This is a genomic window from Streptomyces sp. MGP-BFMKR1, from assembly GCF_057766585.1.
The window spans coordinates 3,715,228-3,729,094 of record NZ_CM173408.1 but is presented as its reverse complement, the minus strand read 5'-3'; the positions used below and the strand labels follow the sequence as shown (position 1 = coordinate 3,729,094).

The following is a 13,867-nucleotide window of genomic DNA, read 5'->3' as shown; positions in this document are numbered from 1 at the left end:
TTCGCATGCTCTCCGTGAAGCCCGTCCCCAGGATTCTTGAGGGTCACACCGTGCGGCTGGAGCCGCTGACCCTCGCCCACGTGCCGGACCTCTTCCGCGCCGGCGGTGGCGACGAGGAGGTCTGGCGCTGGCTCAACCACCCCATGCCGCGCACGGAGGCCGAGCTGCGCGCGATCGTCGCGGGGCAGCTCGCCGACGAGGCCAAGGAGGCCATCCTGTGGGCGGCCGTGCTGCGCGAGACGGGCCGCGCCGTCGGCCAGACGTCCTACCTGGACATCAGCGTGCGCGACGAGCGGCTGGAGATAGGCGGCACCTGGTATGGCCGACAGGTGTGGCGCACGGCGGTGAACACCGAGGCCAAACTGCTCCTGCTCACCCACGCCTTCGAGGATCTGGGCGTCGGCCGCGTGCAGTGGAAGACCCACCACCTCAACGCGCGCTCCCAGGAGGCCATAGCCCGCCTCGGCGCCCACCGCGAGGGCGTGCTCCGCCGCCACATGGCCATGCCGGACGGCACCTGGCGGGACAGCGTCTACTACTCGATGCTCGCCGACGAGTGGCCACCGGCCCGGGACCGGCTGAAGCGCCGCCTGGCGGCGGGCGGACAGGGGACGGCCGGCAGGGCGGGCGCGGGTTCATCCGGCGACGCGTCGGCGGAGCGCGCCTCGCACGCTGGCGTGTAGATGGCGGCGGGTGGGGCGGGCTGAGGGTTCCCCGGGAGCGGGGCTCCGCGCGAGGCGGCGGCCCGGGAACGGTGAGGTCGGCCCCGTGAGGTGCTCAATCTCCGGTTCACGCACGGCGCCGCCGCTACTGTTTCCGCGAGGCAGGAGAAGGGAGCGTCGACCATGGTCCTTTCACCCTCCGAGCGGGGCATGACGCCGCTGCGCCGCGCCGCTGAGGCCGCGGAGCAGGTCAGCGCTCTGCGCGCCGAGATCATCAGAAGGTCCCTCGTGATGACCCCGCCCCCGTGCGGCAAGTGCGCGGGCATCATCAACGCGGTCGCCAAGCAACTGCTGGGCGGTCTGCCCGCCCATCTGGACGCCTTCCAGGTCGCTTCCGTCTCCCTCCCGGACGATGCCGACGACTACGCGACCCCCGACCTCATGGTCTGCGATGCCGCATTCGGTGAGTCGGACGACTGGTTGGCTGACCCGGCGGACGTGGAGCTGGTCGTGGAGGTCGTTTCCAAGGGCAACAGCACCAAGGACACGCGCGACATGGTCACCTGGTACGCGGACGCCGGCATCCCCACCTACCTGCTGATCGATCCGCGCGACAGCACCTGGACCCTGCGCACCACGCCCCGCGACGGCGAGTTCCAGGGCAGCCTGCGCGGGCGGTTCGGCGAAAGCGTCGAGCTCATGGCCCTGGGCACGAAGATCGCTACCGACGGGTTCGTGCGGTACGCCTGATGCCCGACTTCCCCGAACGAGCCTGCGCGCCGGTGAGGTGCCGTCGCGGTGGCCGCCCCCGGGCCTCTTCCCCGTAACCAGCGGGCTCGCCGCCCAGCGCCGAGCGGGAGCCCGCCCACCCCCGAGCCTGCACAGCCTGTTACGTTCTTGCTCCAAGGAGTCAACGGCGCATGCCGTGACGTGGGGGCCTGGGGGGAGACACGTGACGTTCGATCAGGAATGGGCGGAACTCAAGGGGGAGGCGTCGACCCGGTTGCGGTTGGCGAGCGCCGACGGGCCGGGCGGAGGCGACGCCCAGGGGCAGTTGCGGCAGTCCCAGCGCGCCTGGAGTCAGGCATCCGAGGGTGTCCGGGCCGTGCGCGGTGACCTGCGTACGGCGATGAGCGGGCTCTCCGAGGGGCAGCACGGCACCGGCAGCGGTGACGCTGGCGTGACGGGTCTGCTCAGCGCGACGGCGCAGCGCAGCGTCTTCCAGTCGTGGAAACGCAAGGTCGAACTCATGCAGCGGGAGTGCGACGACGTACAGGGAAAAATGGAGAAGGCCGCCCAGTCGTACTACCGCACCGACGACGCGGTCAAAGACGCGTTCAAGAGCCGGGACGCCGCCCCGGACGACCAGCCCGGGGTCGGCCGGCCCACGCCGGGCGAAGGGGGCCAGTCCCGGTGGTGACGTTCGATCAGCTCAAGGACTTACGCCCGGCTGAACTGGAGGACGCGGCCGACGGATGGCACCGCCTCAGCAGCGCGGCGGGCACGGCAAAGGGGCGGGTGACGGACGAGATCGCCACGCGGTTACAGCTCGCCGTGACGGGGGAGGGCGTGGACGCCGCCGTCGAGCGGTTGCACGACCTCGCGCAGAGCTGCCACCACGCCCAGGTGGAGACCGGGTTGATCCGCACCGCCCTCAACGGCCTGGCCGGCGAGTTGCGTTCCGCGCAGAAGAAGCTGGCCGACGCCGTGGCGGACGCCGAGGCCGAGCAGTTCACCGTGGAGTCGGACGGCTCGGTGCACTGGGTCGACAAGGACCCGGCGGCGCCCCTCGCGCCCCACCAGAGCGTGCGGGGCAGCAGGCCCAGCGTGGTCATCGGGTCGGACCCGGACCCCAAGCGGGCCAAGGCGCAGGAGTACGCCGACCGCATCGGAGCCGCGCTCAGGGAGGCCACCGAGGCGGACGCCCGGTACGCACGGGCACTGGGCCGGCTGCACGCCGACAGCGACCTGAACGTCTCCGACGCGGAGTGGGTGGACGCCCAGCGGGACATGGCCGCGGTGCGCGACGCGGCCGACCACGTACCCGCGGGGGACATTCCGAAGGACAAGTCCCCCAGGGAGCACGCCGCTTGGTGGAAGGGCCTCTCGCAGGACGAGCAGGCGGATTACATTGCGCTCCACCCGGCCAGCGTCGGTGCTCTGGACGGCCTCCCGGCCACGGCCCGCGACGAGGCCAACCGGGCGGTCCTCGCCGAGAAGCGGGCCGACTACCAGACGCAGCTCAACGCGATACCTCCCGAGCCACTCAAGATCCAGCCCGGCCGGGTGGGCAGCCCCATCGCCACGAGGACGGCCGAGTGGATCGCCTGGGACAAGAAGTGGGGCGACAAGAGGTCCCAACTCGAAGCGTCCCTCAAGGGAATGGGCGACATCCAGAATCGTTTTGCGCGCAACGATCTGGGGCCAGAAGACGACCGCTTCCCGCGCGCCTATCTGCTGGCCTTCTCCCCGGAGGGTCGGGGCCGCGCCGTCATCGCCAACGGCAACCCGGACACCGCTGATCACACGGCGGTGTACGTGCCGGGTACGGACGCTGGGTTGGGGAATTTCGCGCACGACATCAAGCGCATGACGAACCTGTGGGTCGCCGCCGATTCCACAGCAGACGGGAAGAGCGTGTCCACGATCACCTGGCTTGGCTACGATGCGCCCCAGGGTGCCAAACAAGCCGCCTTTTCGGAGTACGCGGATCACGGTGCTTCGGACCTGAACAGATTCGTCGACGGCATTCACGCATCACGTGCGACGGATTCCCCCGGGCATCTCACCGTCGCGGGTCACAGCTACGGCAGTACGCTGATCGGCACCGCTGCCCGCCAGGGCGACCTCCATGCGGACGACGTCATCCTGACCGGCAGTCCGGGCGTGCGCGTGGGGCGGGCGACGGACCTGGATGTGCCCAAGGGGCACGTCTGGAACGAGGAGGCGCAGGGGGACTGGATTCCCGAGGCCGGACGCGTAGCGCATGGGCACAAGGAATACCACTGGGATTCGGGCCTTGATTCCGTCATACCCAGCGACGACCGTTTCGGTGCGCACCAGATGCGGACGGACACCGATGGGCATAGCGGCTACTGGGATGAGGATTCCGAGAGTCTGCGAAATCAGGCGCGGGTTGTCGTCGGGCTCCACGGTGACGTGAGTAAGGAGCCGTGGTAGACGTGCCGCACTTGCAGCGAGGCCGAAGGGGACGAATCAAGGTTGTCCTCGCCGCGTTCGCGGTGACTTTGACCATGGGAATGACGGGGTGCTCGAAGATGAGTGATGAAAAAATCACGGTCAAGGGCGTGAGTGAGGTGAAGCGGCAGTCGGCTGACCTGTCTCGCGCCCTACTGCGCATCATTGATCTGGAAGGCGATCTCAAGCCGCCCGGGACTGTTGTGGGGGTGTGCGGAGACCGTGACGCGGACAAGTTCTACCGCATCAACAACTTCTGGTCGCTCGCGGGACCGCCGGCGGGGGATTTACGCGATGCGATGGACCGCCTCGTTGCGGAGATGCCCCATTCCGGCTGGGAAATCACCGAGCATGGCCGTGAGGAAACCGAAGCCAAGGCGCGCTACCTGAAGGCCAATAGCAAGCGGGGCAAGTTCACCGTCTACATCGCGCTCCTCGAACCCTCCCCGAACTCCCAGTTGAGCAGACCCCTCTTGACGGCGAGCCTCACCTCCGCCTGCTACCAAGCCCCCGAGGGCGAGAAGACGGGCTACTGACCCCCCACACGCCACCGCCCCGCCTCCCACGCGACGCGTGGCAGACGGGGCGGCGGGAGGCCAGGCCGAAGAGGGGCCGGGCCCGGAGGGCTACAGGCGTTCCGGGGTGCGGATGCCGAGGAGGGCCATGCCCTGGTGGAGGGTGCGGGCGGTGAGGTCGCAGAGGAAGAGGCGGTTCTCGACCTGGGCCGGGGAGTCGGCCTTGAGGACCGGGCACTCGGAGTAGAACGTTGTGTAGTGCGAGGCGAGTTGGTAGAGGTAGGCGGCGAGCTTGTGCGGCTCGTACGCCTCCGCCACCTCGGCCAGCGTCTCCGCGAACTGGTCCAGGTGCAGGCCGAGCGCGCGCTCGGCGGGTGCGAGGGTCAGCTCCGGGTGGGCGGCGGGGCGGGTGTCGCCGGCCTTGCGGAGGATGGACTGGATGCGGGCGTACGCGTACTGGAGGTACACGCTCGTGTCGCCGTTGAGCGAGACCATCTGGTCCAGGTCGAACTTGTAGTCCCGGGCGGCCGACGTGGACAGGTCCGCGTACTTGATCGCGCCGATGCCGACCTGGGCCGCGCGCTCGGCGATCTCCTCCTCGGTGAGGTCCTCGGCCTTCTCGCGGACCACGACCGCCGCCCGGTCGACCGCCTCGTCGAGCAGGTCGACCAGCCGTACGGTCTCGCCCTCCCGGGTCTTGAACGGCTTGCCGTCCTTGCCGAGCACCGTGCCGAACGCCAACTGCACCGCCCGCACGTCGTCGCCCAGCCAGCCGGCCCGGCGCGCGGTCTCGAAGACCATCCGGAAGTGCAGCGACTGCCGGGCGTCCACGACGTACAGCAGCGTGTTCGCCTTGAGGTTGTGGACGCGGTCGCGGATGGCCGACAGGTCGGTGGCCGCGTAGCCGTAACCGCCGTTGGACTTCCGCACGATCAGCGGGGTCGGCTTGCCGTCCGGGCCCTTGAACTCGTCGAAGAACACGCACAGCGCGCCCTCGGAGCGGACCGCGACGCCCGACTCCTCAAGGAGGCGGCAGGTCTCGTCGAGCATGTCGTTGTAGCCGGACTCGCCGACCACGTCCGGGTCCCGGATCTCCATGTCGAGCTTGTCGAAGACGGAGTAGAAGTAGATCTTCGACTCGTCCACGAAGCGCTGCCACAGCGCCAGCGTCTCCTCGTCGCCCGCCTGGAGGGCCACGACCCGGTCCCGGGACCTGGCCTTGAACTCCTCGTCGGAGTCGAACAGCACCCGCGACGCCTTGTAGAGCCGACCCAGGTTGGACATCGCCTCCTCGCCGGAGACCTCGCCCTCGCCGCCGTGGTCGAGCTCGTGCGGGTGCTCGATCAGGTACTGGATGAGCATGCCGAACTGGGTGCCCCAGTCGCCGATGTGGTGCCGGCGGACCACCTGCTCGCCCGAGAACTCCAGGATGCGCACCACGGCGTCGCCGATCACGGCCGAACGCAGGTGGCCGACGTGCATCTCCTTGGCCACGTTGGGCTGCGCGTAGTCGATCACGGTGGTGCCGGGGTGCTCCGCGTACGGGACGCCGAGTCGGGCGTCGGCGGCGCGGGCGGCCAGCGTGCGCACGATGGCCTGGTCGCTGATGGTGATGTTGAGGAAGCCGGGCCCGGAGACCTCGACGTCCTGGACCACGTCGTCCGCGGGGCGCTCGGCGCCCTCGGCGGTGCCGTCGAGCACGCCCACGACCTGGGCGGCCAGCTCGCGCGGGTTGCCCTTCAGCTTCTTCGCGAGGGGGAGCAGCCCGTTGGCCTGGAAGTCGGCCCGGTCGCTTCGTCGCAGCAGCGGGTCGGCGGAACCGGCCTCCGGCAGGGCTGCCGAGAGGGCGTTCGCGACGCGCTGGTGGACCGTAGCGGCAAGGGAAGGGACCGAGGCCATAACAGGGGTGCCATTCCTTTAGAGGTGCGAAGGGTCAGTCAAGTATTCCACGCCGGGGCCGCTCGGTTTTCTGTTAAACCGCGCTCCGGCCGTGGCGGTGGGTGGCGAAGCACCCCGGGGGCGCCGGGCACCCCGGGCAACCCCGAGCCCGACCCCCGTCGTCTGGGAGAATGGTCACCGCCAGGACCGCAAGGAAGGAAGTGCCGACCGTGGCTCAGAGCATCGAGGCCGACTGGGTCTCCCGTTTCGCAGACGAGGTCATTGCCGAGGCGGAGCGTCGCGCCCCGGGCAAACCCGTCGTCTGCGCATCGGGTCTCAGCCCCTCCGGCCCGATCCACCTCGGCAACCTGCGGGAGGTCATGACCCCGCACCTGGTGGCGGACGAGATGCGGCGCCGCGGCCACGCCGTGCGCCACCTGATCTCGTGGGACGACTACGACCGGTTCCGCAAGGTGCCCGCGGGCGTGCCCGGCGTGGACGAGTCGTGGGCCGAGCACATCGGCCGCCCGCTCACCGCCGTCCCGGCCCCGGCCGGCTCCCCGCACCCGAACTGGGCCGAGCACTTCAAGGCCGCGATGGCCGACGCGCTGGCCGAGCTGGGCGTGGAGTACGACGGGATCAGCCAGACCGAGCAGTACACCTCGGGCGTCTACCGCGACCAGGTACTGCACGCCATGAAGCACCGCGGCGACATCGACGCGATCCTCGCGCAGTACCGCACGAAGAAGGCCCCGCCGAAGAAGTCGCAGAAGCCGCTCGACGAGGCGGAGCTGGAAGCCGCCGAGGGCTCCGGCGCCGCGGGCGAGGACGACGGGGCCACCACGGCCGGGTACTTCCCGTACAAGCCGTACTGCGGCGACTGCGGCAAGGACCTGACCACCGTCACGGCGTACGACGACGAGACCACCGAGCTGACGTACACCTGCTCGGCGTGTGGCTTCGGCGAGACCGTGCGGCTGAGCGAGTTCCACCGCGGCAAGCTGGTCTGGAAGGTGGACTGGCCGATGCGGTGGGCGTACGAGGGCGTCGTCTTCGAGCCGTCGGGCGTCGACCACTCGTCGCCCGGCTCGTCGTTCCAGGTCGGCGGGCAGATCGTGGGCATCTTCGGCGGCGAGCAGCCGATCGGGCCGATGTACGCGTTCGTCGGCATCTCCGGGATGGCCAAGATGTCCTCCTCGCGCGGCGGCGTGCCGACCCCGGCCGACGCGTTGCAGATCATGGAGGCGCCGCTGCTGCGCTGGCTGTACGCGCGACGTCGGCCCAACCAGTCCTTCAAGATCGCCTTCGACCAGGAGATCCAGCGGCTGTACGACGAGTGGGACAAGCTGGAGGCGAAGGTGGCGGACGGTACGGCGCTGCCGGCCGACGCCGCCGCCCACTCCCGCGCGGCCCGCACCGCGGCCGGCGAGCTGCCGCGCACGCCGCGCCCGCTGCCGTACCGCACGCTCGCCTCGGTCGTGGACGTCACGGCGGGCGCCGAGGACCAGACGCTGCGCATCCTCAGCGAGCTGGACCCGGCCAACCCGATCGCCAGCCTGGACGAGGTGCGGCCCCGGCTCGACCGCGCCGAGAGCTGGATCTCCACGCACGTCCCGGCCGACCAGCGCACCCTCGTCCGCGAGGAGCCGGACAAGGAACTGCTCGGCTCGCTGGACGAGCAGGGCCGCGAGTCGCTGCGGCTGCTGCTCGACGGCCTGGACACGCACTGGTCGCTCGACGGCCTGACCACCCTGGTCTACGGCGTGCCCAAGGTGCAGGCCGGCCTGGAGCCCGACGCGAAGCCGACGCCGGAGCTGAAGGTGGCCCAGCGGACGTTCTTCGCCCTGCTGTACCGGCTGCTGGTCAGCCGCGACACGGGCCCGCGGCTGCCGACGCTGCTGCTCGCCGTGGGCGCGGACCGGGTGCGTCGCCTGCTGGGCGCGTAGCGGCCGGCCACCGGCTGGCTCCGGGTGCGCTCCGGCCGGTTCCGGGCGCGTTCGGTTGGCGGCCTTGGGCTGGTGATCGCGGGGCAGCGGCCCGTGGGGATTCCCACGGGCCGTCGCCCTGTGTGCGTTCGGCCTGTCGGTCCGCTGGTCAGCCCGGGGCGGCGGGGCGGGGTGGCGCCGCGCGGCCGGGCGGGTGTGGGCGGGGCCCTGGTGGTGCGGGGTGCCGGGCGCCGCGTGGGGGAGCGGGGCGGGCGGGGACTCCACCCTTCGGCTGACCTCGGCTTCGGCCGCCGGGAGGACGCGGGGGCGGGGGTGGGCCGGCGATGCTGGGGCCATGCGAGAGATTCTGGGCATCGTCGGCATAGTCGTCGCCATCCAAGGCACGCTCGGTGTGGTCGGGCGCGTCGTCGGCGAGAAGCCGTGGGGCGTACTCCAGCAGTGGTTCGACATCCCGGCCGGTGGCTACGTGGCCCTGGCCGTGGTCGGCCTCGTGCTCGCCGCGTGGGGCGAGTCCGGCCGCGCCGCCCGCAAACGGGCCTGAACCCGGGCCAGACCCGGGCCCAAGGCCCGCCCACCCCCGGGCCCTGGGCCGCAGACCGCCGGGCCCTGGGCCCGTGAGGAACCGGCCCGAGGCGACCGTGGCCCGGGAGCGGGCCGGGGCCGTTACGGGATGTGCTCGGTCTCCATCTCCATGCGGTAGCGCTCGCGCAGCTCGCGAATCTCGCGGCGGAGGCCGTGGGCGGGCATCGGGCCGCCGCCCACGCCGGCGATGCCGTAGTGGTCGAGCAGGTAGCGGCTGAACTGGCGGGAGTCGGGGAACGCCCCGTGCTCCGTGACGAACCGCCGGAAGGCCCCGTAGAACGCCTCGTCGCGCGGTACGTCGTCGGGCAGCGTGGAGAGTTCCGGCAGCGCTGACAGCGCGATCTCCTGCGTGGCGTCCGGCGGGAACTCGGGTGCCTGGGCCGGGCGCCGCTCGGCGCGCTGGTCACGGGCCGCCATCTCGCGCGCCTGGTCGCCGGCGCCGTCCGGGCGCCGCCCGTCGCCCGCGCGCTGCTGGTCGCGCTGCCGGTCGTGCGGGTGGCCGGGCTGCTGGCGCTGGTCGGGGTGGCGGTCGTCGTACGGGGCGGGGCGCTCGGCGCGCTGCGCGGCGGCGGCCTGCGCGGCAGCGGCGGCCTGGGGGCCGGTGCTGGCCTGCGGGTCGGCGGCGTACGGCCGCTCGTCCGCGTACCCGCCCGCCACGGCCGGGTAGCCGACGTACTGGGCGTTGCCCAGCGCGCGCCGGCGTCCGCCGGAGCCGACCGGCACGGTCACGGGCCCGCCGTCGGGCCCCACGCCCTCCGTGGCCACACCCGCTTCCGGGCCACCGCCGGCGCCGTCACCGGCTTCCCGCCCCGCCTCGGCCGCCGGGCCGGCGGCTGCCGCCTCGCGGCCCGCCCCGGCCTCCGGGCGCGCGCCGGCCTCCGGGTTCGCCCCAGCGTGCGGGTGCGCTCCGGCGTGCGCCGCTCGCGGGGCGGGGATGGCGGCGGACGGGTGCGCCGCCGCGGGCGCGCCCGCGGCGTCCCCGGGGTCCGTGCCCCGCGGCGCGCCGGTCGCGTGCGGCGCGGCTGCCGCCTGCGACCCGTTCGCCCTGTTCGTACCGTTCGCCGTGCCAGCCGCGCCGGCCGTGCCAGCCGCGCCGGCCGTGCCAGCCGCGCCGGCCGTGCCAGCCGCGCCGGCCGTGCCAGCCGCGCTGGTCTCGTTCTTGCGCGTGCTCACGCCGTTGACCGGGCCCGGCCCCGCCGCCTTCGCGGCGTTCCCGTCCCGCGCCTCCGGCGCGCCCTGGGCCGCCTGGGTGCCCTGCGCCGCCTGCGCCGCTTGCGCGGCGTTGGCCGCGCGCGCTTCGTCCGATGCCATCGGCGCCTTCGGCGCGTCGGCGGCCGGAGCTAACGCCGCGGGCGCCGCGGCCCCCGTGGTCAGTCCGCGCTGGCCCGCGCCGACGGCCGTGGCCGCGCCCGCGTCGGCCTTGGCGTCGGCGCGCTCCACCGTGCCCGCCGTCTCGATGGCGGCGGCCGGCTCCACCGCGCCGCTGGTCGCCTCGCCGGTGGCCAGCGCCATCTCCGGCGGGATCACGATCCCGGCGGCGGCGAGCCCGGCCGGGGCGGTCTGCGAGATGGGTACGCCGTAGCGGGCCAGCCGCAGCGGCATCAGGGACTCGACGGGGGCCTTGCGGCGCCAGGCCCGGCCGAAGCGGGCGCGCAACCGGGCGCGGTAGACCAGGCGGTCCTGTTCCAGCCGGATGACCTCGTTGTACGAGCGCAGCTCCCACAGCTTCATCCGGCGCCACAGCCGGAAGGTGGGAACGGGGGCGAGCAGCCAGCGGGCGACGCGGACCGACTCCATGTGCCGGTCGGCGGTGATGTCCGCGATGCGGCCGATGGCGTGCCGGGCGGCCTCGACGGCGACGACGAACAGGACGGGGATGACCGCGTGCATCCCGACGCCCAGCGGGTCGGGCCAGGCGGCGGCGCCGTTGAAGGCGATGGTGGCGGCGGTCAGCAGCCACGCCGTCTGCCGCAGCAGCGGGAACGGGATGCGAATCCATGTCAGCAGCAGATCGAGGGCGAGGAGGACGACGATTCCGGCGTCGATGCCGATCGGGAAGACGTTGGCGAAGCTGCCGAACCCCTTGTCCTGCGCGAGGTCACGGACCGCGGCGTAGGAACCGACGAACCCGATCGCGGCGATCACCGCCGCACCGGCGATGATCACCCCGATAAGTATTCGGTGTGTGCGCGTCAATTGCATCGCGGCCACCCGCGATCCCTCCCCGCCCTCGGCAACTAGCGCGCCAAGCCTGGCATACGCGTCAAGCGAGGAGTGCGACCAGGGCCGAACAGGCGTACGGAGGCGCCCCGTTCCGCTTCCCTTCGCCGCCCGTCCACCCCGTGGGGAACCCCCCGTGGTCAGGCGCCCGACCCGCGCGCTCTCACCCCTGCCCCGCGCATGCCGGAACCCGGCCTCGCCCGTACGGCACGGGCACGAGGCGGGGTGGGGCGGGCGGGCGGTGCCGGCGCGGCAGGGCGGGCCCGGCGCGGCCACCCGCCCGGCGCCCGGGCGCGCGACCGTACGACGCGTCGCCCGAATCCAGAGCCGAACCCGCGCCGGCGATCAGAACCCGCATTCGTAACCCGGACCCGCGCCACGCGCGCGCCCACACCCGCATGCGGGAACGCGCCGGCGTCTGCCGCTCCGCTCGCGGAGATCAGTTGCCCGCCGGGCGCGCGCCCTTGCCCCCGTCGGCCTTGTCACCGTTCTTCGCGTCGTCGGCCTTTTCGTCGGTCTTTCCGTCGCCGGTGTCGCCGCTCGTGGCGCCCTCGTCGGGGGCCACGGCGCCGTTCGCGTCGGCGACCTTGAGCACCGCTTCCCTGGTGGCCTTCTGGGCGCCCTTCGCCAGGTCCTCGGGCTTCGGCGGCTTCGCGTCCTCGTAACCGGCACCGCGGTACTCGACCGTCACGACCACGTTGGCCGTGCGGGAGACCACGGTCTCGTTCTTGAACTCGTCGCCGTCCTTCTTCGTGGTCGTCGCCACGGTCTGTGCCTCGTCACCGATGCCGCTGGTCGCGCCGGTCTTGGCGCCCTTCGCGCCGTCGGCCGTGCTGGCCTTCTCGACCTGCTGCTTGGCGTACGCGGCGGCGCGCTTGTCGCCCGTGCCGAGGCCGACGTCGGAGGGGAAGAGCTTCAGCGAGACGGTGAGCTGGCGGTACTGGAACCCGTCGAGGCCGGACCACAGGCAGCTCGCGGACTCGTTGATGTTGGCCGAGGGCAGCGTCTTGCCCTTCTCGTCCTTCGCGTGCGGGACGAGGCTGTCCACCATCTTCTTCGGCAGCGTCTTGCAGACCTCGGGAAGCTTGGCGAACTTCGCGGGGGCCACGGTCGGCGACGGACTGGTGGTGGCCGACTTCGACGCGTCGTCCTTCGGGTCCTTGTCACCCGAGTCGGACGAGCAGCCTGCGACGAGCATCGCCGGTACGGCTGCGCAGGCGAGCATTCGGGCGAGTCTCGGTGCTGTTCGGGGCATGGTCCTTCGCTCATTCTCTGTCGGTGGGCGGCCGTCCCGCCGCGTGACTCGTTCGGCACGGTACGCGGTAGCGGTGTCCGGTCGGCCGAACCGTGACGGTACTCGCCGGGCTAGTCGCCGAAGTGCCCGGGGAGCTTGCGGGCCAGGTCCTGGGCCTTGTCCTGTAGCTCGGCGCTGCTGGGCACGTGCCGTGGATCGGTGGACCACTGGTCGTATTCGAGCGTGACGATGACGTTCGAGGATCGGAAGACGATCGTGATGTCGCGGTGGACGCCGGAGTCGCCGGTGCTGAACTCGTCGTTCAGGAACGCCTCGTCGCCGATCCCGTCGAGCTGCCGCGGGGAGAGGTCGACGGCGTCCTCGCCCGCGTCCCCTTCCTCACCCTCGTCGCCCTGCCCGTCACCCTGCTCGTCGCCCGACTCGCCCCCGTCGCCGGGGTCCTCGCCACCGCCCGGAGTCGGGCCGGTGCCGGGGGCGCCGGGGGTGGCGGGCGCCTCGTCAGGGGGCGTGGGTGAGTCGGTGGAGTCCCGGTCGGAGCCCGCGGCGGGCTTCTCGGTCGGTTCCGTGTCCGCCGCCGGGGCCACGACGGCGCCCTCGCGCACCCGGTCGGCGCGCAGCTCCGCCGTACCGGCCGCGCCCGCCGTGTCCGCCGGGTCGGCGTCGCCGGCGTGGTGGGTACGGGCGAGCCCGGCGCGGACGGCGCCGCCACCACCGCCCTCGCGACCGTTGCCGCCGTCGCCGTCGACCGCGGCTGCCAGGCGCCAGGAGGCCACGTCCGCCGTGCGTTCCGGGTCCGTACGGGGGTCGCCGTCCGGGGCGTCGCCCGACCCCCGCACGATCTCCTGACCGTCCTCTTCCCCGTCCCCGTCCCCGCCCTCGTCGTCGCCGCGCGGCGACGCGCTGCCCGTTCCGCCGGGCTCGGAGGCGCCGGGCTCGGAGGCCCCGGGCGCCGGCGTCTCGGTGCCCGTCCCGCCGGGGTCGCTCTGGCCGGGGCTCGGGGTCGCGGTGTCGAGTGGGATCTTCGCCGCCGCCGCCTTCTTCGCGTACGCGGCGGCGGCCCGGTCGTCGTCGCCCTCCTGCGGGTCGTAGGAGACGATGCGCTCGAAGTCGAGCGTCAGGTGCCGGGAGCCCTCCGGGGTCGTCAGCTTCCACCGGCAGCCGACACGCCGGTCGGTGTCGTACGTGACGGCCGGCTGGCCCTCGAACACCGTCTTCTGCGTCGCCTCGTCCTGGTCCTCAAGGCCCGGCAGCAGGGAGCGCAGGCTGTCCCCGCCGACCGTGCCGCAGGGCTCGGGGAGGGTGCGGAACTTGCCCGGCCGGACGTTGGCCGTGGAGCTGTAACCCCCGGTCTTGGCGTCGTCGGTGCCTCGGGCGCTGGTCTCGCCGCTGCATCCGGCGAGCCCCGTGACGAGCACGGCGGCGGTCAGCGCGGTGCCTGGAACGTACGGCCTTCGCTGCACTGTCCGCGGCTCCCTTCCCCGGAAAACTGGTTGCCGCACCAGGGCGGCCGATGGAGACAATGTTTACCTCAACCGCTAGCGCGTTCGCCGGTTCGCGGCCATGAATGTGACGCCAGGTCCGGCTTTTGACTTTTCTGTCTTTTTTCTGTCT

Annotated in this window: 11 protein-coding genes; 7 read left to right on the top strand and 4 right to left on the bottom strand. The window is 72.5% G+C overall.

The genetic code is table 11. The annotated features are described in order from the left end of the window. The first annotated feature begins 5 nt into the window (after positions 1-5). From AC3CHW_RS14220 to AC3CHW_RS14200, 5 genes are all read left to right on the top strand, one after another. The gene (locus AC3CHW_RS14220) at positions 6-683 is read left to right on the top strand and encodes a GNAT family N-acetyltransferase (protein ID WP_488470674.1); all 678 of its coding nucleotides are present in this window, start codon (positions 6-8) and stop codon (positions 681-683) included. A gap of 162 nt (positions 684-845) precedes the next feature. Further along, on the top strand, positions 846-1,412 hold the full coding sequence (locus AC3CHW_RS14215; RefSeq protein ID WP_488470673.1) for a Uma2 family endonuclease: 567 nt from the start codon (positions 846-848) through the stop codon (positions 1,410-1,412). A gap of 202 nt (positions 1,413-1,614) precedes the next feature. Next, positions 1,615-2,082 carry a hypothetical protein gene (locus tag AC3CHW_RS14210; protein ID WP_488470672.1) on the top strand — a complete coding sequence of 156 codons (468 nt, stop codon included), beginning with the start codon at positions 1,615-1,617 and terminating at the stop codon, positions 2,080-2,082. Then, positions 2,076-3,842 carry an alpha/beta hydrolase gene (locus AC3CHW_RS14205; protein ID WP_488470671.1) on the top strand — a complete coding sequence of 589 codons (1,767 nt, stop codon included), beginning with the start codon at positions 2,076-2,078 and terminating at the stop codon, positions 3,840-3,842. The genes AC3CHW_RS14210 and AC3CHW_RS14205 overlap by 7 nt, the downstream gene beginning before the upstream one ends. A gap of 2 nt (positions 3,843-3,844) precedes the next feature. Continuing rightward, positions 3,845-4,396, top strand: coding sequence for a hypothetical protein (locus AC3CHW_RS14200; protein WP_488470670.1), 552 nt, complete (start codon positions 3,845-3,847; stop codon positions 4,394-4,396). 90 nt (positions 4,397-4,486) lie between these two features. Here AC3CHW_RS14200 and argS read toward each other — a convergent pair whose 3' ends face one another. Then, positions 4,487-6,274 (bottom strand): arginine--tRNA ligase, encoded by a 1,788-nt coding sequence (gene argS / locus AC3CHW_RS14195; RefSeq protein WP_488470669.1) that lies wholly within the window; start codon positions 6,272-6,274, stop codon positions 4,487-4,489. A gap of 200 nt (positions 6,275-6,474) precedes the next feature. Between argS and lysS the strand changes: the two genes are divergently transcribed. Together lysS and AC3CHW_RS14185 are read left to right on the top strand one after the other, a co-directional pair. Further along, positions 6,475-8,199, top strand: coding sequence for a lysine--tRNA ligase (gene lysS, locus AC3CHW_RS14190; protein WP_488470668.1), 1,725 nt, complete (start codon positions 6,475-6,477; stop codon positions 8,197-8,199). 334 nt (positions 8,200-8,533) lie between these two features. Then, positions 8,534-8,740, top strand: coding sequence for a hypothetical protein (locus AC3CHW_RS14185; protein WP_176163319.1), 207 nt, complete (start codon positions 8,534-8,536; stop codon positions 8,738-8,740). Positions 8,741-8,862: 122 nt separating this feature from the next. On the opposite strand, the gene AC3CHW_RS14180 is transcribed toward AC3CHW_RS14185, so the two are convergent. The 3 genes from AC3CHW_RS14180 to AC3CHW_RS14170 all read right to left on the bottom strand — a co-directional run bounded on the left by AC3CHW_RS14180 (position 8,863) and on the right by AC3CHW_RS14170 (position 13,716). After that, positions 8,863-10,983, bottom strand: a complete 2,121-nt coding sequence (locus AC3CHW_RS14180) for a DUF2637 domain-containing protein (protein ID WP_488471051.1) — start codon at positions 10,981-10,983, stop codon at positions 8,863-8,865. Positions 10,984-11,440: 457 nt separating this feature from the next. Then, positions 11,441-12,226, bottom strand: coding sequence for a hypothetical protein (locus AC3CHW_RS14175; RefSeq protein ID WP_488470667.1), 786 nt, complete (start codon positions 12,224-12,226; stop codon positions 11,441-11,443). 140 nt (positions 12,227-12,366) lie between these two features. Next, positions 12,367-13,716: a hypothetical protein gene (locus AC3CHW_RS14170; protein ID WP_488470666.1), complete on the bottom strand. Its 1,350-nt coding sequence runs from the start codon at positions 13,714-13,716 to the stop codon at positions 12,367-12,369. Positions 13,717-13,867 lie beyond the last annotated feature (151 nt).

Excerpts from the sequence above, each read along its gene's own strand:
- AC3CHW_RS14220 (WP_488470674.1), top strand. The coding sequence starts at position 6 with ATGCTCTCCGTGAAGCCCGTCCCCAGGATTCTTGAGGGTCACACCGTG.
- AC3CHW_RS14215 (WP_488470673.1), top strand. The coding sequence starts at position 846 with ATGGTCCTTTCACCCTCCGAGCGGGGCATGACGCCGCTGCGCCGCGCC.
- argS (WP_488470669.1), bottom strand. The coding sequence starts at position 6,274 with ATGGCCTCGGTCCCTTCCCTTGCCGCTACGGTCCACCAGCGCGTCGCG.
- AC3CHW_RS14185 (WP_176163319.1), top strand. The coding sequence starts at position 8,534 with ATGCGAGAGATTCTGGGCATCGTCGGCATAGTCGTCGCCATCCAAGGC.
- AC3CHW_RS14180 (WP_488471051.1), bottom strand. The coding sequence starts at position 10,983 with ATGCAATTGACGCGCACACACCGAATACTTATCGGGGTGATCATCGCC.
- AC3CHW_RS14175 (WP_488470667.1), bottom strand. The coding sequence starts at position 12,226 with ATGCTCGCCTGCGCAGCCGTACCGGCGATGCTCGTCGCAGGCTGCTCG.